The sequence below is a fragment of the Methylobacterium sp. WCS2018Hpa-22 genome (assembly GCF_031843785.1).
Taxonomy (GTDB): Bacteria; Pseudomonadota; Alphaproteobacteria; order Rhizobiales; family Beijerinckiaceae; genus Methylobacterium.
Map to the genome: position 1 here is coordinate 333641 of NZ_JAVTJA010000003.1, position 17497 is coordinate 351137.

The window sequence follows — 17497 nt, forward strand, 5'->3', positions numbered from 1 at the left end:
AGGAATATTCCATACTGGCACGCCTTCTGCTAGATATTCCGTAATTGGAATATTCCAGAGGTGCCACCATGTTCCTGACGGAAGCCGAGGCCGAGGCGCGCCTCTCCGACCTCTATCGCGAGCGGGCCCGGATCGAGCGGGCCATCGCCGACCTCACGCTCTTCCTCGAGATCGGCCGCCGGATATCCGGGCCCGCCGGAGGGGCGGGTGACGGGCGGCGCGATCCGGCCCCGGTCGCCCCGCCGCCGGATTCGGCAGGCGAAGAGCCTGCGGGCGAATCCGGCGGCGACCGGTCGCAGGCCCGGCGCGAAGGCCGTCTCCTCATGGAGGCCGCCTCCGAGATCCTCGACGAGGCGGGCCGGCCTCTCCACGCCGCCGAGATCCTGGAGCGCCTGACCCTGCGCGGCCTGTCGGTCCCCGGCATCGATCCGGTGGCGGCCCTCAACACCCGGCTGTGGAAGCGCTCGGGACCCGACGGCCCGTTCCAGCGCCTCGGCGACGCGGTCTATGCCCTCGCCGCCGGGCCCGATGACGCATGAGGCTCAGAACCCCCCGTTCCGGGTGATCCCCGCGATGATCTCTTCGCGGGCGGCGCGCGAAGCGGCGAACCGCGCGCGGGCGGCCGCGACCACCTCCGGCGAGGCCGTGCCGGGATGGCCCGCCGAGAAGGGCGGGGCCGGCGCGTATTCGAGGGCCAGCTGGATCGTCTCGGCTTCCGTCCGGCCCGCGAGCTCGGCCACCGCCGCGAGGGCGAAATCGAGGCCGGCGGTGACGCCGCCCCCGGTGATGATCCGTCCGTCGCGCACGATCCGCTCGTCGACGGGAATCGCCCCGAAGGCCGCCAAGAGGTCGAGGGCGCCCCAATGGGTCGTCGCGCGCTTCCCCCGCAGCAGGCCCGCCGCCCCGAGGATGAGGGCGCCGGTGCAGACCGAGGTGACCAGGATCGGCCGCTCGGCTTGGGCGCGCACGAAATCGAGCACCGGCGCGTGCGTCATCAGGGCGTTCACGCCGATCCCACCCGGAATGCAGAGGAGGTCGAGGGGCGGGCAGGCGGTAAGATCCGTCGTGGGCGTCAACGGCAACCCGGTGGCGCTGACCACGGTGGCGCGGTCGAGGCCGACGAGGTGGACGCGCGCCCCCGGCAGCGAGGCGAAGACCTCGTAGGGTGCGGTGAGGTCGAGCTGCTGCACGCCCTCGAAGGTCAGGAGGCCGATCTCGAAGCGGATCTCGGTCTGCGGCATGGCAAGGGTCTCCGGGAGGGGGCGGCAACGGAAAGGCCGCGGCTGGACAGGACCGACGATACCGGCGCAGGTTGCCGGCCGACATGACCAAAAACCCTCGTATCCTGCCAAACCACCCATTGCGGGAGCGACCACTCGCCGTGGCAATCCTGGCCTATCCGGGGGTGCAGCTCCTCGATGTGGCCGGTCCGCTCCAGGTCTTTGCCACCGCCAACGACCTTTTCGTCGACGCCGGACGGCCATCCCCTTATCGGGTCAGCGTCGTCGCCGAGCGTGCCGGCTCCGTCGCCACCTCCTCGGGTCTCGCACTGACCGCCGAGGGTCTGGTTCCGGATTCCGGCTCCATCGACACGCTGATCGTCGCCGGCGGGCGAGGGGTTCATGCCCATCTCGACAATCCCGGCCTGGTCTCCTGGCTGTCCGGCCGGGCCGCCCGGTCGCGTCGCGTCGCCTCGGTCTGCACCGGGGCCTTCCTCCTCGGGGCGGCGGGCCTCCTCGACGGCCGCCGCGTGGTCACCCACTGGACCCGCTGCGATGCCCTGCGGGCCCTCTATCCGGCGGCGAGGGTCGAGGCCGACCCGATCTTCATCCGCGACGGCGCGCTCTGGACCTCGGCCGGGGTCACCGCGGGCATCGATCTCGCGCTGGCCCTGGTGGAGGCCGATCTCGGGCGGGAGACGTCCCTGGCCGTGGCGCGTCACCTCGTCGTGTTCCTCAAGCGGCCCGGCGGGCAGGCCCAATTCAGCGCGGCCCTTTCGCTTCAGGGGGGCGACGACCGGTTCGGCCGCCTCCATGCCTGGATCGGCGAGAACCTCGCCGCCGATCTGACGATCCCCGCTTTGGCCGACCGGGCCGGGATGAGCCCGCGCAGTTTCGCCCGGCATTACCGCGCCGCGACGGGCCGCAGCCCGGCCGAGGCGATCGAGGGCATCCGTTTCGAGGCCGCCCGCCGGCTGCTGGAGGAGACCGACCTGCCGCTGAAGCGCATCGCCGAACGCTGTGGCTTTCGTGCCGAGGAAACCCTGCGCCGGGTCTTCCTGCGCCGGATCGCGACGACGCCCGGTGATTACCGCCGTCGTTTCGCTGCTTTTGCGTGATCCTGGCAGCGCTCCTCCGATGCGGGCGAATTTGACTTTCCCGGCCGCATCATCGACACCGCCGCCCGTCGCGGCATCGACCGATCGTCAAGGGCTGCCCGTCGGCCCGGAGCCGCCCCATGTCCGCCCCACTGCGTCCCGTCTCATGAGATCCGCCGATGCCGGACATGCCGTCCCGCCCGGCGATGGAGCGGGCTTCCTCGACAGGCTGATCGAGGCGGCCTCGGCGAGCCATGCTCGCGCCTGCGCCCTGCTCCTGGCTCTCTGCCTCGTCTGTTTCCTGCCGGGCTTCGTCTCGCTCCAGCCGATGGACCGCGACGAGCCGCGCTTCGCCCAGGCCTCGAAGCAGATGATCGAGACCGGCGACATCGTGGACATCCGCTTCCAGGGCGAGGCGCGCCACAAGAAGCCGGTGGGGATCTACTGGGTGCAGGCCACGGTGGTGAAGGGGGCCGAGGCCCTGGGGGTCGACCGGGCCCGCACCACCATCGCGCTCTACCGCGTGCCCTCGCTGATCGGCGCGCTGTTGGCGAGCCTGTTCACCTATTGGGCGGCCCTCGCCTTCCTGCCGCGCCGGGGCGCGCTCGTCGCCGCCGCCCTGTTCTCGGCCTGCATCATGATCTCGGCGGAGGCGCGCCTCGCCAAGACGGACGCCCTCCTCACCGCCTGCTCGGTCGCCGCGATGGGCGCGCTGGCGCGGGTCTGGCTCGGCCGGATCACGCCCGGACGGACGAGGGGCCGGCCCGATCTCACGACCGTGCTGGTGTTCTGGCTGGCCATGGCGATCGGCATCCTGATCAAGGGGCCGATGGTGCCGCTCTTCGTCGGGCTCGCCGCGTTCGCGCTGTCGCTGAAGGAGCGGTCCGGCCGCTGGCTCATGGACCTGCGTCCCGGCCTCGGCCTCGGGCTGACCCTGGCCATCGTCGCCCCCTGGTTCGTCGCCATCGCGTGGAAGAGCGGCGGCGCGTTCTTCGGCGAGGCGGTGGGTCGCGACATGCTCGGCAAGGTGGGGGGAGCCGCCGAGAAGCACGGCGCGCCGCCTGGGACCTATCTGGCGGTGTTCTTCGCTACCTTCTGGCCGGGAGCCGCTTTCGCGGCGCTGAGCGCGCCCTTCGCCTTCGCCAACCGGCGCGACGATGCGATCGCGTTCCTCCTCGCCTGGATCGTGCCCGCCTGGATCCTGTTCGAGGCGGTGCCGACCAAGCTGCCGCATTACGTCCTGCCGCTGATGCCGGCCGTGGCGATCCTCACCCTCCTGGCCGTGGGGCGCGGCGCCCTCGATCCGGGCCGGCGGGGAGCCAGGGCCGTGGCCGCCCTGGTGGTGCTGATCCCGGTCGGCCTGACCCTCGGCCTCGTCGGCGTGGCCTGGACCTTCGACCACGTGATCCCCGTCGCCGGGCTGCCGCTGCTGCTGGCCTCCTGCGCCGCCGCGATCCTCGCTGTCGTGCTGTTCGCCCGCCGCCTGCCCGAACGGGCGCTGGCCTGCGCCATCCTGGCCTCGGCCCTGCTCTCGCCGGCGGTGTTCGGCCTGACCCAGCCGGTACTGGCGGCGCTGAAGGTCTCGCCGCGCCTCGCCGCCCTTCGCGACGGGCTGCCCTGCGCCGCCCCGAAGGTCGCCAGCCTCGGCTACCGCGAGCCGAGCCTCGTCTTCCTCATCGGGACGGACCTCGCCATGCTGAATACCGGGGCCGAGGCGGCGGAGTTCCTGGCAGGGGGCGGCTGCCGCCTCGTCTTCGTCACCGAGCCGTTCCTGGACGAGTTCCGGCGGGCGGAGACACGCGCTAAGGATACCCCAGTCAAGGCTGCCCCGGTCGGCCGGGTCTCCGGCTTCAACATCAACAGCGGCCGGCGGATCGACCTCTCGGCCTATGCGGTGACCCCGTGACCCAAACCGACACAGCCCCCTCTACCCGCCTGTCCATCGTCGTCCCGGTGAAGAACGAGGCCGGCAATGTCGAGAGCCTCGTCACCGAGATCGAGCGCGCCTGCTCGGCCCTCGCCCCGTTCGAGGTGATCTATGTGGATGACGGCTCCACCGACTCCACCGGGGCGGTCCTCGGCGATCTGCGCCGTACCCGGCCCTGGCTGCGCGTGGTCCGCCATGCCCGCAGCGGCGGGCAATCGGCCGCGATCCGCAGCGGCGTCGCCGTGGCGCGGGGCGCCCTCATCGCAACCCTCGATGGCGACGGCCAGAACGATCCGGCCTTCATCCCCGCCCTGGTGGCGGCCCTGGAGGAGGGCGGCCGGAGCACGGGCCTGGCCCAGGGCCAGCGCGTCGGCCGCAAGGACGGGCGCCTGAAGACCCTGCAATCGCGCATCGCCAACGGCGTGCGCGGCCGCATCCTCAAGGACGACACCCGCGATACCGGCTGCGGCATGAAGGTGTTCCGGCGCGAGGTCTACCGGGCGCTGCCCTATTTCGATGCGCTGCACCGCTTCATGCCGGCCCTCGTCGCCCGCGAGGGCTACCGCGTGGTCCATGCCGACGTGGTCGACCGGCCGCGCTTCACCGGGCGCTCCAATTACGGCCTGTTCGACCGGCTCTGGGTCGGCCTCCTCGATCTCGCGGGGGTGTGGTGGCTGATCCGCCGCAAGCGGCCCTCGCCCGAGGCGGTGGAGATCTAGACCTTTGTCGTGCCACGCTCTTTTTCGCCGAACCGGCATCCACTTCGGCGCAGGGCGCTCTCGTGACCGGTGGGGAGGCCTGAACCCATGCTGATGCAGCTTTCGGAAGACCTGAGCGGCTACGCCTACGACATCTTCGTCACCAAGTTCGACGGCTGGCTCGTCTTCGGCATCCTGGCCCAGGTCGTGTTCGGTGCCCGCTTCATCCTGCAATGGCTGGCGAGCGAGAAGGCCGGCCGCAGCGTCATGCCGCTTTCGTTCTGGTTCCTCTCCATCGCGGGCGGGCTGATGACCCTGGTCTACGGGCTGGTGCGGCGCGAGCCGGTCATCATCTTCGGGCAGGCCCTCTCGACCGGCATCTATCTCCGCAACGTCGCGTTGATCCTGAAGGAAAAGCGCCGGAAGTCCGGGGCGGATCCCGTTCCGTGACGTTCTCGGCATGACTCCCCCGACGATTCCGCTGCCGGATTTCTTCGACGATCTCGACGCCAGCCTGGCCCATCTCTGGCAGCTTCTGGAGGACGGGCCGAGGCTGCGCCGCAACGCCTTCCACATGCCGGCCCTCGCCACGGTGGATTCCGACGGCTGCCCGCAGGTCCGCACCATCGTCCTGCGCGAGGCGGAGCGGCGGACCGGGATCCTGCGCTTCCATTGCGACCGCCGGTCCCGCAAGGCCGCCGAGATCGCCGCCTCCGGCCGGGCCGCGCTGCACGGCTACGATTCGGCGAGCAAGGTCCAGATCCGGGTCTCGGGCCCGGCCACGCTCCATACCGACGATGCCCTGGCGGATGCCGCCTGGGACGGATCGATGGCGATGAGCCGGGTCTGCTACGGCGTGGCGCCGGGGCCCGGCACCGAACTCGCCTCGGGCGAGGGCTATTCCCTGCCGGAGACCGACGCGGCCATCGCCGCCGGCCGGCCGAATTTCTGCGCGGTTCAGGTGAGTGCCACCCGGCTCGAATTCCTGTTCCTCGACCGGCGGGGACACCGGCGCGCCGCCTGGAAGCGGGAAGGCGACGGCTGGGCGGGGACCTGGCTGGCGCCGTGAAAGACCCTTTTTCTGTTTTGGAAACCCCCTCACGATCGTCATCCGCCGTCATTCCGGGGCCGCGTAGCGGAGCCCGGAATCCAGAAGCGACGACAGCGCAAGGCGATGCACCGGCAGCGGCTCTGGATCCCGGGCTCGCCTTTGGCGACCCGGGATGACGGTGCGCCGTGTCTTACGAAGAGCGCCTCACATCGCTGCGCGTAACCGCGAAAACCCGGCATCGAGATCGGCCTGCAAATCCGAAATCTCCTCGAGGCCGATATGGAAGCGCAAACCCGGTCCGCCCGGCTCCCAGCGCGTGGCGGTGCGGTAGGTCCGGCAATCGAACGGGATGACGAGGCTCTCGAAGCCGCCCCAGGAAAAGCCCATCCCGAACAGTTCGAGCCCGTCGAGCATCGCCGCCACGGCGTTCGCCGGAGCCGGTTTGAGGACCACTCCGAACAGGCCGGACGACCCGGAGAAGTCCCGCTTCCAGATGGCGTGGCCGGGATCCTCCGGCAGGGCCGGATGGAGCACCCGCAGCACTTCCGGCCGCGCCTGCAGCCAGCGCGCCATGGCGAGGCCCTGGCGCTCGTGCTCGCGCAGGCGCAGGTTCATGGTGCGCAGGCCGCGCAGCGCCAGGAACGCATCCTCCGGCCCGGCGCACATGGCGAAATGCTCGAAGGTGCGGTGGAGCGCCGGCCAGTATCGTTCGTTGGCCGAGGTGAGGCCGAGGAGCAGGTCCGAGCCGCCGCTGAGATATTTGGTTCCCGCCTCCACGGCGATGTCGACGCCCCGCTCATGCGGCGGGAAGAACAGCGGCGTCGCCCAGGTATTGTCCATGATGACGGCAGCGCCATGCGCATGGGCGACCTCCGCGATGGCCGGCACGTCCTGCATCTCGAAGCTCTGCGAGCCCGGCGCCTCCACCAGCACCGCCTTGGTGTTCGTTTGCATCAGAGCGCCGATGCCGGCGCCGACGAGGGGATCGTAATAGGTCACCTCCACGCCGAAGCGCTTCAGCACGCCGTCGCAGAAGATGCGGGTGGGGCGGTAGGCACTGTCGGTGACGAGGAGATGGTTGCCCGCGCTCACCACGCTCATCAGGGCGACCGTGAGGGCGGCCAGGCCCGAGGGTGTCAGCACCGTACCCGCCGCCCCGGCGAGCTCGCTCCAGGCCTGGGTGAGCGAATCCATCGTCGGCGAGCCGCTGGTGCCGTAATCATAGCGCCCGCGCCGGTGCTGCAGGTCGTCATAGGTCGGGAACAGCACCGTCGAGCCGCGATAGATCGGCGTGTTGACGAAGCCATGCTGCGCGGACGGATCGCGCCCCGCATGGACGAGGCGTGTGGCCGGGCCGAAGCGGGCGGGATCGCGGGGAGGGGTGTTCGACATGGAAACCCGTATGCGGGGAGGGCGGTTGCGCCGCAACCTGAGCCTCGCGGGAGACGACGCGTCAACCTCGCGCTGCCTAAGCCCACCGTCATTCCGGGTCGCCGAAGGCGAGCCCGGAATCCAGAGTCGCGACGGATGTTGGAATCAACGCTGACGCGGCCGCATGATCGCGATCCATCCTCGCAACGGATGTGCGTCTGGATCCCGGGCTCCGCTGCGCGGCCCCGGGATGACGTTGCGGATGTCATGCCCTACCCCGTCATTCCGGGTCGCCCGAGGCGAGCCCGGAATCCACGGCCGAGATGGATGGCAGAATCAGCGCTGACTCAGCCGCACGTTCGATCCATCGTGGAACCGTCCATTCGCCTCGATGCGGCTCATGTCCTTTGCTGTCTACATGCTCGCCAGCGGTCGTCACGGCACGCTGTATATTGGCGTCACGAACAATCTCGTGCGCGGCGTGCACGAGCACAAGACGAAGCGGCAACCCGGTTTCACCGCGCGCTACAATGTTGATCGCCTCGTCTGGTACGAGAGCTACGATCAGGTCGTGGAGGCGATCCAGCGCGAGAAATCGCTCAAGACCTGGCGGCGTGATTGGAAGATCCGATTGATCGAGGAGGTCAACCCGGATTGGTCCGATCTGACGGCGAGCTTAGCTCTCTGACGTAACGTGCGGCCAGCAGTACGGATGTCACGACTCACTCCGTCATTCCGGGTCGCCGAAGGCGAGCCCGGAATCCAGAGTCGCGACGGATGTTGGAATCAGCGCTGACGCGGCCGCATGATCGCGATCCATCCTCGCAACGGATGTGTGTCTGGATCCCGGGCTCCGCTATGCGGCCCCGGGATGACGGTGGTGAGGGCGGCGGCTTGACCGCGGCGGCCGATCCTCTGCAATGCGCGGATGCGACTGGTCTCGATCCCGCTCCTCGCCATCCTCACCGCGTCTCCTTCCCTCGCCCAAGGCACCCTCGCCCAGGTGAAGGCGCGGGGGCATCTCGTCTGCGGCGTCAGCGGCGGGGTCGCGGGGTTCAGCATTCCGGACAGCCAGGGCCAGTGGCGCGGGCTCGACGTGGATTTCTGCCGGGCGCTGGCGGCGGCGATCTTCGACGATCCGGCCAAGGTGCGGTTCATCCCGCAATCCTCGGCCGCGCGCTTCACCGCCCTGCAATCGGGCGAGATCGACGTCCTGTCGCGCAACACCACCTGGACCCTGTCCCGCGACACCGCCGCCATGAACTTTCCGGTCATCACCTTCTATGACGGGCAGGGGTTCCTGGTGCGAAAGTCCCTCGCCATCACGTCGGTGAAACAGCTCGACCGGGCGACGATCTGCCTGCAGCAGGGCACCACCACCGAGCTCAACCTCGCCGATTGGTTCCGCACGCGGGGGCTGACCTACAAGGTCGTCACCTTCGCCAATAGCGAGCAGACGCTGGGCGCCTACGAATCCGGCCGCTGCGACGCCTATTCCACCGACAAATCCTCCCTCTACGGCGAGCGCCTGAAGACGGCGCATCCGGACGAGCACGTCATCCTCGACGAGGCGATCTCGAAGGAGCCGTTCGCCCCCGGCGTGCGTCAGGGCGACGACCAATGGCGCGATCTCGTCGCCTGGACCCATTACGCCATGATCGACGCCGAGGAGGCGGGGATCGGTCAGGCCAATGTCGAGGAGATGCGCCGATCGGCGCTCAGCCCCGACGCGAAGCGCATTCTCGGCCTCGAGGGCAAATACGGCGAGGGCCTCGGTCTCACCACCGATTGGGCCTACCGGATCGTCCGCCATGTGGGCAATTACGGCGATTCCTTCGAGCGCAATGTCGGCGCGCAGACACCGCTGAAGATCCCGCGCGGCCTGAATGGCCTCTGGAACCAGGGCGGCCTGCAATACGGGCCTCCGATCCGGTGAGGGGCGTGTGGGAGCAAGACCCTCCCCCCTTCGCGGGGGAGGGTGCCCGCGGAGCGGGCGGGAGAGGGGCCGGCACAGGTCTTTCCGGAGAGGGCGCTCCCCTCACCCGACCTTCGCTGACGCGAAGGCCACCCTCTCCCGCAGGGGGGAGAGGGGTTGCGCGTGGAGGATGCCGTCATGGCTGAATCCCGAAAGACCTCCCTGCGTGCCCTCGCGCTCCAGATCCTCCTGGCGCTCGCCGTCGCCGGCCTCGTCTATCTCGCCGCCGGCAACGCCGCGCAGAAGCTCGCCAAACAGGGCATCGTCGCCGGGTTCGGCTTCCTGTCGCGCAATGCCGGGTTCGACATCGGCCAGCGGCTGATCCCCTACGCGGCGGCGACCTCGACCTATCTCGATGCGTTCTTCGTCGGGCTCTGCAACACGCTGCTCGCCGCGGCGCTGGGCATCGTGCTCGCCACGCTGATCGGCTTCGTGGTGGGCATCGCCCGGCTGTCGCCGAACCTCCTCGCGCGCGGGCTGGCCTCCGCCTATGTGGAGGCGGTCCGCAACGTGCCGCTGCTGCTGCAGCTCCTCGTCTGGTACGTGGCCGTGCGGGTGGCCCTGCCCTCGGCCGAGGCTCCTGCGAGCCTGGGGGGCGCCTTCGTCTCGCAGCGTGGTCTCGTCCTGCCGAGCCCCGAATTCTCAGGCGCCGCCTGGCTGGTGCCGATCGCTTTCCTCGCCGGCATTGCCGCCCTGTCGCTCCTGCGGCGGCGGGCGCGCCGCGCGGCCGAGACCGGCCTGCCTCCGGTCCGGGCCTGGCTACCGGGGCTCGCCCTCACGATCCTCCTGCCGGGTCTCGCCTGGATCGGCCTGGCGCTGGCCGGTCATCCGGTCGCGGTCGATTGGCCGGCGCGCGGTCCCTACGATGTCGAGGGCGGCCTGCCGATCTTGCCGGAATTCGCCGCCCTGGTCCTCGGGCTCTCCACCTACACCGCCGCCTTCATCGCCGAGATCGTGCGGGCCGGCCTCTCCAGTGTGGCGCGGGGGCAGGGGGAGGCGGCCTCCGCCCTGGGATTGAGCCGGGGCCAGAGCTTGCGTCTCGTGGTGGTCCCGCAGGCGATGCGGGCGATCGTGCCGCCGCTCACCAGCCAGTATCTCAACGTCACCAAGAACTCGTCGCTGGCCGTGCTGATCGGCTATCCCGACCTCGTCCACGTCTTCATGGGCACCGTGCTCAACCAGACCAACCAGGCGGTGGAGGTGGTGGCGATCACCATGGCGGTCTACCTCACGCTCAGCCTCGCCACGGCCTTCCTGATGAACCTCTACAATCGCCGCGTGACCATGGTGGAGCGCTGAGGATGGAGGGATTCGTCCGCGCCGATCTCGTCGCCTCGCGCCCGCCGCCCGCCACCGTCGGCGGACCGCTGGGCTGGCTGCGCCGGAACCTGTTCTCGAGCTTCGCCAACGGGCTCACCACCCTACTGATCCTGGGATTGCTCGCCTGGCTGCTGCCCATCGCGATCCGCTTCCTCGTCATCGATGCGGTCTGGACCGGCGCATCGGGCGATGCCTGCCGGCCGGAAGTGGCGGGGCGGCCGGTGGGGGCCTGCTGGGCCTTCATCGCCGACAAGATCAACTACCTCGCCTATGGCTCCTACCCCGCCGCCGAGCGCTGGCGCCCGAACTTCGCCGTCGCGCTGCTGGCCTTCGCCGCCGGATGGATGCTCTGGCTCGGGGCGCCCCGGCGCGATCTCGGCGCGCTCTTCGCCTTCCTGATCTTCCCGGTCCTGGCCTACCTGCTCCTCTCCGGCGCACCGTCCCTCGGGCTGACGACCGTCGCGACGGGGTTGTGGGGCGGCTTCCTCGTCACCGTGGTGGTGGCTACGGTGGGCATCGTCGTCTCCCTGCCGCTCGGCATCCTGCTGGCGCTGGGGCGGCGCTCGACCATGCCGGTGGTGCGCGTGCTCTCCACCGCCTTCATCGAGTTCTGGCGTGGCGTGCCGCTGATCACGGTGCTGTTCATGGCCAACGTGATGCTGCCGCTGTTCCTGCCCGGCGACATCACCGTGGACCGCTTGCTGCGGCCGCTCGTCGGCATCGCGCTCTTCGCCTCCGCCTACATGGCCGAGGTGGTGCGCGGCGGGCTGCAGACCGTGCCGAAGGGGCAGGCCGAAGCGGCGGCGGCGCTCGGCCTCGGCCGGGGCCAGGCGCTGCGCCTCGTCATCCTGCCCCAGGCCCTGAAGGTGGCTCTGCCCGGCATCGTCAACACGATGATCGGCCTGTTCAAGGACACCACCCTGGTCTCCATCGTCGGCATCAGCGATTTCATCCGCGTGCTGGAAGCCTCGCGCGCCGATCCGCGCTGGTCGGCTGCCACCATCCCGGCCACCGCCTACATCTTCGCCGCCCTCGTCTATTTCGCCGTCTGCTTCGGCATGGCGCGCTATGCCGGATTCATCGAGCGCCGCCTCGCGGCGGGGGAGAGACGATGACGAGTGAATCCTTGAAGGCACCGCAGACCTCCCCCGCCGTCGCGCTCTCCGGCGTCAACAAGTGGTTCGGCGCCCACCACGTCCTGCGCGACGTCGACCTCACGGTGGCGAAGGCCGAGAAGATCGTGATCTGCGGCCCCTCGGGCTCGGGCAAATCGACCCTGATCCGCTGCGTCAACGGGCTCGAGGCGCATCAGCAGGGCACGATCCGGGTGGACGGGATCGAACTCACCGGCGCGCAGGCGAGCGTGGACGCCGTGCGCCGCGAGGTCGGCATGGTGTTCCAGCACTTCAACCTGTTCGCCCATCTCACCGTGCTGGAGAATTGTACGCTCGCCCCCATCCACGTGAAGCGGATGGGCCGGGCGGCGGCCGAGAAACTGGCGATGGAGTATCTTGAGCGCGTCCGCATCCCGCAGCTGGCGGGGAAGTTTCCCGGCCAGCTCTCGGGCGGGCAGCAGCAGCGGGTGGCGATCGCCCGCGCTTTGTGCATGAGCCCGAAGGTGATGCTGTTCGACGAGCCGACCTCGGCCCTCGACCCGGAAATGGTGAAGGAGGTTCTCGACACCATGGCCGAGCTGGCGCGCGGCGGCATGACCATGCTCTGCGTCACCCACGAGATGGGCTTCGCCCGCGAGATCGCCGACCGCGTGGTGTTCATGGACGAGGGCCAGATCATCGAGACCGCTCCGCCGGCCGATTTCTTCGACAGGCCCCGGCATTCCCGGACACAAGCCTTCCTCAGCCAGATCCTGTGACCGTCTCCTGCCAGCGACATGAGAAAGGGTCAGAAAATGGCACGGTCCGGCCGCCCGCCGATGCTCGGGTTCGTTAACGGCCTTGGTTTAAAACCGGTGATCAAGGTGTTGAGTATTTGTAGAAAGCGTATCGCGTGCGTATCTTGCGCTTCCTCGTCATCGGCAGCGTCTTTGGGCTGAGCATCCTGGCGATCGGATTCGTCAGCGCCGACCGGCTGGCCCATCTTCCGGCGGCGCCCGCGCCACAGATGGTGCAGGCTCCGATTGTGAGCGAGCCTCAGGATACCGGCTCGATCCCGACCCTGCTCCAGCCGGGCGTCCTCTCCACCACAGGCCCGGTGGCCCCCCGTCCGACGGGCGCGAAGCCCGCCTCGGCAAAGCCCTCCGCCTCCTCGGCGGGCAAGCCCCCGGTGACCAAGACCGCTTCCGCGAAACCCGTCCCGGCCAAGCCGAAGGCCACGGACGGCTTCGACACCGAACGCCTCAACGCCCTTCTGCGCGGCGACCCGATCACCCCGCCACGGCGGTGATCGGGGGCCACCCGTTCCTCGGGAGGCGGAGCGAGGTGTGAAGCGGCCGGCAGCAATTCGGGCCGGGTAAGCGGCTCGCCACCCATCTCGAGCCGCCGATGGTTTTTGGAAGGCCTCTTATTCGAATTCGACCTTTCGTTGAGCTTGCGGCCCGGGCGGTCTATGCACGGACCCCATGGACCTTCAAGCTTCCCCGAGTCGATCCGTGGCTCCCCTCGCCTGCAACCTGCAGCCTCTCCGGAAGGCGGCGCCGTTCCTGCCCATGTGCCGCGCCGAGATGGACGCGCTCGGGTGGGATGCCTGCGACATCGTCCTGGTGACGGGGGACGCCTATGTCGATCATCCGAGCTTCGGCATGGCGATCATCGGCCGGCTGCTCGAATCGCAAGGGTTCCGGGTCGGCATCATCGCCCAGCCCGACTGGCAATCGGCGGAGCCGTTCAAGGCGCTCGGCCGGCCGAATGTGTTCTTCGGCGTCACCGGCGGCAATCTCGATTCGATGGTGAACCGCTACACGGCGGACCGTCGCCTGCGAAGCGACGACGCCTACACGGCGGGCGGACAAGGCGGCGCCCGCCCGGACCGCTGCACAATCGTCTACACGCAGCGCTGCCGCGAGGCCTACAAGGATGTGCCGATCGTCCTCGGCGGCATCGAGGCGTCCCTGCGCCGCATCGCCCATTACGATTACTGGTCCGACAAGGTGCGCCGCTCGATCCTGGCGGACGCGAAGGCCGACCTTCTGCTCTACGGCAATGCCGAGCGCGCCGTGGTCGAGGTGGCGAACCGCCTCGCGGCCGGCGCGGCGCCGCACGAGCTCGACTCCGTCCGGGGCGTCGCCCTGTTCCGCCGCGTGCCCGAGCATTACACCGAGCTGCCCGCCGACGATCTCGATTCGGCCGACGAAGCCGCCGCCCGCCGTCCCGGCGAGACCGTGATCCGGCTCCCCGCCTATGACGAGGTCAAGGACGACAAGGAGGCCTATGCCCGTGCCTCGCGGGTGCTGCACCGGGAGGCCAATCCCGGCAACGCCCGCCCCCTCGTCCAGCGCCACGGCGACCGTGACCTGTGGCTGAACCCGCCGCCGATCCCGCTCTCCAGCGAGGAGATGGATGCGGTCTACGACCTGCCCTACGCCCGCGCCCCCCATCCCTCCTACGGCGACGCGAAGATCCCCGCCTGGGACATGATCAAGTTCTCGGTGACGATCATGCGCGGCTGCTTTGGCGGCTGCACCTTCTGCTCCATCACCGAGCACGAGGGCCGCGTCATCCAGAACCGCTCGGAAGACTCGATCCTGCGCGAGATCGAGCTGATCCGCGACAAGACACCGGGCTTCACGGGCGTGATCTCGGACGTTGGTGGACCCACGGCCAACATGTACCGGATGGCGTGCAAGGACCCGAAGATCGAGGCGGCGTGCCGCCTGCCGTCCTGCGTCTTCCCGGACATCTGCCCGAACCTCAACACCTCGCACGACGACCTGATCCGCCTCTATCGCAAGGTCCGCGAGGTGGAGGGCGTCAAGAAGGTGATGGTCGCCTCCGGCGTGCGCTACGATCTGGCGGTGCGAAGCCCCGAATATGTCGAGGAGCTCGTGACCCATCACGTCGGCGGCCGTCTCAAGATCGCGCCCGAGCACACCGAGCGCGGCCCCCTCGACCTGATGATGAAGCCGGGGATCGGCACCTACGACCGCTTCAAGGAGATGTTCGACGCCGCCGCCAAGAAGGCCGGCAAGAAATACTACCTGATCCCGTATTTCATCGCGGCGCATCCGGGCACGACCGACGAGGACATGATGAACCTCGCCGTCTGGCTCAAGAAGAACGACTATCGTGCCGATCAGGTCCAGACGTTCCTGCCCTCGCCCATGGCGACGGCCACGACCATGTATCACACCGAGATCAACCCGTTGCAGGGCGTGCGGCGCGGCGGCAGCGAGCCCGTCGACGCGATCAAGGGGATGCGGCAGCGCCGGCTGCACAAGGCGTTCCTGCGCTACCACGACCCCGAGAACTGGCCCATCTTGCGCGAGGCGCTGCGGGCCATGGGCCGGGCCGATCTCATCGGGCCGAGGCCGGACCAGCTGATTCCGTCCTCGCAGCCGCCGGGAACGGGGCTCGGTGCCGGCAAGGGACAGGGCCAGCCGCGCCCCATGCGCCATCCGGGCGCGCCGCGTTTCACCACGAAGGGCGTGCCGCTGCGGAAGTGACGGTCTCGTGCGTTCGGCAACTGAAGGCTTCCAACGGCGGCTTTCAGGGGTCTTTGCCCCGAAGCTGACCTTCCCCGGGGCCGCTAAGGGGCAAAGCGGTCGATGAGAGGCGACAGGTTTCGAGCAAGAAATCGCCGCCCTGCCGCTCCCGATCACGGTCATCCCGTCGCGGAACCGAACGGCCTCTCCATCCAGATCGGCTCCCCGATCCCCCACCGGAGCCGTCCCGCGAGACTTGGTGTAAACCCCGTCCCAACCTCGCAAGGGAGGGGAGGAACGTCGTGGGTCTGATCTACGCGCTCGGTGCCTATCTGAGCTGGGGCCTCGTCGTCCCGGTGCATTTCCGGCTGCTCGATTCCGTGCCGGCCGGCAGCATCCTCGCCCATCGCATCGTCTGGTCGAGCGTGCTCGTGGTCGCCCTGCTGGCGATCCTGCGCCGGCGGGTGCGCAACCCGTTTCCCCTGAGGCGCCGCCACCTTCTCCTCGTCGTCTCGGCGGGGCTCATCGCGGTCAACTGGCTGCTCTACCTCGTGGCGGTCCAGTCCGGGCACATGCTCGATGCGAGTCTGGGCTATTTCATCAATCCGCTGATGAGCGTGGCGCTCGGCGCTCTCGTTCTCGGCGAGCGGCTGCGGCCGGTCCAGGCCGTGGCGGTGGGGCTCGCCGCCGCCGGCGTGATCCTGGCGGTGGTCCTGGCCGGGCACCTGCCCTGGCTGTCGCTGACGCTCGCCGCGAGTTTTTCGCTCTACGGGCTGGTGCGCAAGGTGGTGGGCGTCGATGCCATGGTGGGCTTTGCGGCCGAGACCTTCCTGCTCCTGCCCGCCGCCGGCCTCTATCTCGCCCTCGCCGCCCCCTCCGTGGTGAACGGCGATCCCGTCCGGCTCGGCCTCCTGCTCCTCACCGGCGCCACCACTGCCCTGCCGCTGATCTGGTTCGCCGCCGCCGCCCAGCGCCTCACCCTCTCCACCCTCGGGCTGATGCAATACCTCGCCCCCTCCTGCCTGTTGGGGCTCAGCGTCCTCGTCTATGGCGAACGGCTGGAGCCGCATCGACTGGTCCTGTTCGTCCTGATCTGGCTGGCGCTCGCCCTCTATGCCGCCGATTCCCTCCGCGCCGCGCGGCGGGCCAAGACGCCGCCGGAACCCGTCGCCGCTGGCCCCGACCGCCCCGGCATGAGATCGTTCTGAGAGACATTTGGAGGATCCACGAGATTCGGAGGATTCCGATGCGCAACCGCATCACCGACATCGCCGGTATCAGGGTCGGCCACGCCCATGACGCGCGGGTGGCGAGCGGCACCACCGCGATCCTGTTCGACGCCCCGGTGGTGGCCGGGGTGGACGTGCGCGGCGGTGGGCCGGGCACCCGCGAGACCGACCTCCTCGATCCCGAACGCACGGTGGAACGCATCGACGCCCTGGTCCTCTCCGGCGGCTCGACTTTCGGCCTCGATGCGGGCGCCGGCGTCGTGGCCTGGCTCGCCGAGAGGGGGAGGGGGTTTCCCATTGGCGACATCCGCGTCCCCATCGTGCCCGGCGCGATCCTGTTCGATCTCCTCAACGGAGGCGACAAGGAGTGGGGCCGCGTCTCGCCTTATCGCGACCTCGGCTACGCCGCCGCCGCCGCTGCGTCCGAGGATGTCGCCCTCGGCACCGTCGGCGTGGGCTACGGCGCGCGCACGGCCAACCTCAAGGGCGGCCTCGGCTCGGCTTCCTCCCTGGTGGACGGCACGCCCGCGCGGGTCGGGGCGCTGGTGGCCGTCAACGCCTTCGGCCGAGTCACGGTGGGGGAGGGGCGGCATTTCTGGGCCGCACCCTTCGAGCGGAACGGCGAATTCGGCGCTCTCGGCTTCCCCGATCCGATGCCGGCGGACGCCTTCACCTGGCCGCGCGAGGCTCTGCCCGGCAGCAGCACCACCCTGGCCATCGTCGCCACCGACGCGGACCTGACCAAGGCCCAGGCCCGCCGCCTCGCGGTGATGGCACAGGACGGGCTGTCGCGGGCGATCCACCCGGTTCATACCCCGCTCGACGGTGATGCGGTCTTCGCGGTCTCCACCGGCCGGGTCGCGCTCTCCGACCCCATCACGGACCTCGCCCGCATCGGCGCGGCGGCGGCCGACACGCTCGCCCGTGCGGTGGCGATCGGAATTCACGCAGCGACGAGCCTGCCGGGGCTGGCGATGCCGCCCGCCTGGCGGGACCTGTGGGGCGGGTGAGG

At 69.6% G+C, this 17497-nt stretch carries 17 protein-coding genes; 15 read left to right on the plus strand and 2 right to left on the minus strand.

Going from position 1 to position 17497, the window contains the following annotated elements:
- Positions 1 to 68: 68 nt before the first annotated feature.
- Positions 69 to 539 (plus strand): winged helix-turn-helix domain-containing protein, encoded by a 471-nt coding sequence (locus RQI43_RS06050; protein ID WP_311274567.1) that lies wholly within the window; start codon positions 69 to 71, stop codon positions 537 to 539.
- Positions 540 to 542: 3 nt separating this feature from the next.
- Here the strand turns inward: RQI43_RS06050 and RQI43_RS06055 are convergent, their stop codons facing one another.
- Positions 543 to 1241 (minus strand): DJ-1/PfpI family protein, encoded by a 699-nt coding sequence (locus tag RQI43_RS06055; protein WP_311274568.1) that lies wholly within the window; start codon positions 1239 to 1241, stop codon positions 543 to 545.
- Positions 1242 to 1324: 83 nt separating this feature from the next.
- On the opposite strand from RQI43_RS06055, the gene RQI43_RS06060 reads away from it, so the two are divergent.
- The 5 genes from RQI43_RS06060 to RQI43_RS06080 all read left to right on the plus strand — a co-directional run bounded on the left by RQI43_RS06060 (position 1325) and on the right by RQI43_RS06080 (position 6011).
- Complete coding sequence (locus RQI43_RS06060; protein ID WP_311274569.1) at positions 1325 to 2338, plus strand: GlxA family transcriptional regulator; 1014 nt, start codon at positions 1325 to 1327, stop codon at positions 2336 to 2338.
- Positions 2339 to 2483: 145 nt separating this feature from the next.
- Positions 2484 to 4223 (plus strand): glycosyltransferase family 39 protein, encoded by a 1740-nt coding sequence (locus RQI43_RS06065; protein WP_311274570.1) that lies wholly within the window; start codon positions 2484 to 2486, stop codon positions 4221 to 4223.
- Entirely contained in the window at positions 4220 to 4963 is a 744-nt protein-coding gene (locus RQI43_RS06070; RefSeq protein WP_056425714.1) for a glycosyltransferase family 2 protein, read from the plus strand. The genes RQI43_RS06065 and RQI43_RS06070 overlap by 4 nt, the downstream gene beginning before the upstream one ends.
- An 87-nt stretch (positions 4964 to 5050) precedes the next feature.
- Complete coding sequence (locus RQI43_RS06075) at positions 5051 to 5392, plus strand: lipid-A-disaccharide synthase N-terminal domain-containing protein (protein WP_056425711.1); 342 nt, start codon at positions 5051 to 5053, stop codon at positions 5390 to 5392.
- A 10-nt stretch (positions 5393 to 5402) separates the two neighbouring features.
- Positions 5403 to 6011: a pyridoxamine 5'-phosphate oxidase family protein gene (locus RQI43_RS06080; protein ID WP_311274571.1), complete on the plus strand. Its 609-nt coding sequence runs from the start codon at positions 5403 to 5405 to the stop codon at positions 6009 to 6011.
- Positions 6012 to 6197: 186 nt separating this feature from the next.
- Here RQI43_RS06080 and metC read toward each other — a convergent pair whose 3' ends face one another.
- On the minus strand, positions 6198 to 7385 hold the full coding sequence (gene metC / locus RQI43_RS06085) for a cystathionine beta-lyase (protein ID WP_311274572.1): 1188 nt from the start codon (positions 7383 to 7385) through the stop codon (positions 6198 to 6200).
- 379 nt (positions 7386 to 7764) lie between these two features.
- Between metC and RQI43_RS06090 the strand changes: the two genes are divergently transcribed.
- The 9 genes from RQI43_RS06090 to RQI43_RS06130 all read left to right on the plus strand — a co-directional run bounded on the left by RQI43_RS06090 (position 7765) and on the right by RQI43_RS06130 (position 17495).
- Complete coding sequence (locus tag RQI43_RS06090) at positions 7765 to 8052, plus strand: GIY-YIG nuclease family protein (RefSeq protein WP_311274573.1); 288 nt, start codon at positions 7765 to 7767, stop codon at positions 8050 to 8052.
- A 240-nt stretch (positions 8053 to 8292) separates the two neighbouring features.
- Positions 8293 to 9300 (plus strand): amino acid ABC transporter substrate-binding protein, encoded by a 1008-nt coding sequence (locus tag RQI43_RS06095; protein WP_056425700.1) that lies wholly within the window; start codon positions 8293 to 8295, stop codon positions 9298 to 9300.
- 177 nt (positions 9301 to 9477) lie between these two features.
- Complete coding sequence (locus RQI43_RS06100) at positions 9478 to 10638, plus strand: ABC transporter permease subunit (protein WP_311274574.1); 1161 nt, start codon at positions 9478 to 9480, stop codon at positions 10636 to 10638.
- 2 nt (positions 10639 to 10640) lie between these two features.
- On the plus strand, positions 10641 to 11774 hold the full coding sequence (locus RQI43_RS06105) for an amino acid ABC transporter permease (protein ID WP_311274575.1): 1134 nt from the start codon (positions 10641 to 10643) through the stop codon (positions 11772 to 11774).
- Positions 11771 to 12532 (plus strand): amino acid ABC transporter ATP-binding protein, encoded by a 762-nt coding sequence (locus tag RQI43_RS06110; RefSeq protein WP_311274576.1) that lies wholly within the window; start codon positions 11771 to 11773, stop codon positions 12530 to 12532. Before RQI43_RS06105 ends, RQI43_RS06110 begins: the two co-directional genes overlap by 4 nt.
- Before the next feature lie 134 nt (positions 12533 to 12666).
- Positions 12667 to 13062, plus strand: coding sequence for a hypothetical protein (locus RQI43_RS06115; RefSeq protein WP_056425689.1), 396 nt, complete (start codon positions 12667 to 12669; stop codon positions 13060 to 13062).
- A 175-nt stretch (positions 13063 to 13237) separates the two neighbouring features.
- Entirely contained in the window at positions 13238 to 15277 is a 2040-nt protein-coding gene (locus RQI43_RS06120) for a YgiQ family radical SAM protein (RefSeq protein ID WP_311274577.1), read from the plus strand.
- Positions 15278 to 15558: 281 nt separating this feature from the next.
- On the plus strand, positions 15559 to 16464 hold the full coding sequence (rarD, locus tag RQI43_RS06125; protein WP_311274578.1) for an EamA family transporter RarD: 906 nt from the start codon (positions 15559 to 15561) through the stop codon (positions 16462 to 16464).
- 38 nt (positions 16465 to 16502) lie between these two features.
- On the plus strand, positions 16503 to 17495 hold the full coding sequence (locus RQI43_RS06130) for a P1 family peptidase (protein WP_311274579.1): 993 nt from the start codon (positions 16503 to 16505) through the stop codon (positions 17493 to 17495).
- Positions 17496 to 17497 lie beyond the last annotated feature (2 nt).

Excerpts from the sequence above, each read along its gene's own strand:
- RQI43_RS06050 (WP_311274567.1), top strand. The coding sequence starts at position 69 with ATGTTCCTGACGGAAGCCGAGGCCGAGGCGCGCCTCTCCGACCTCTAT.
- RQI43_RS06055 (WP_311274568.1), bottom strand. The coding sequence starts at position 1,241 with ATGCCGCAGACCGAGATCCGCTTCGAGATCGGCCTCCTGACCTTCGAG.
- RQI43_RS06060 (WP_311274569.1), top strand. The coding sequence starts at position 1,325 with ATGACCAAAAACCCTCGTATCCTGCCAAACCACCCATTGCGGGAGCGA.
- RQI43_RS06065 (WP_311274570.1), top strand. The coding sequence starts at position 2,484 with ATGAGATCCGCCGATGCCGGACATGCCGTCCCGCCCGGCGATGGAGCG.
- RQI43_RS06075 (WP_056425711.1), top strand. The coding sequence starts at position 5,051 with ATGCTGATGCAGCTTTCGGAAGACCTGAGCGGCTACGCCTACGACATC.
- RQI43_RS06080 (WP_311274571.1), top strand. The coding sequence starts at position 5,403 with ATGACTCCCCCGACGATTCCGCTGCCGGATTTCTTCGACGATCTCGAC.
- metC (WP_311274572.1), bottom strand. The coding sequence starts at position 7,385 with ATGTCGAACACCCCTCCCCGCGATCCCGCCCGCTTCGGCCCGGCCACA.
- RQI43_RS06090 (WP_311274573.1), top strand. The coding sequence starts at position 7,765 with ATGTCCTTTGCTGTCTACATGCTCGCCAGCGGTCGTCACGGCACGCTG.
- RQI43_RS06095 (WP_056425700.1), top strand. The coding sequence starts at position 8,293 with ATGCGACTGGTCTCGATCCCGCTCCTCGCCATCCTCACCGCGTCTCCT.
- RQI43_RS06100 (WP_311274574.1), top strand. The coding sequence starts at position 9,478 with ATGGCTGAATCCCGAAAGACCTCCCTGCGTGCCCTCGCGCTCCAGATC.
- RQI43_RS06105 (WP_311274575.1), top strand. The coding sequence starts at position 10,641 with ATGGAGGGATTCGTCCGCGCCGATCTCGTCGCCTCGCGCCCGCCGCCC.
- RQI43_RS06110 (WP_311274576.1), top strand. The coding sequence starts at position 11,771 with ATGACGAGTGAATCCTTGAAGGCACCGCAGACCTCCCCCGCCGTCGCG.
- RQI43_RS06120 (WP_311274577.1), top strand. The coding sequence starts at position 13,238 with ATGGACCTTCAAGCTTCCCCGAGTCGATCCGTGGCTCCCCTCGCCTGC.
- RQI43_RS06130 (WP_311274579.1), top strand. The coding sequence starts at position 16,503 with ATGCGCAACCGCATCACCGACATCGCCGGTATCAGGGTCGGCCACGCC.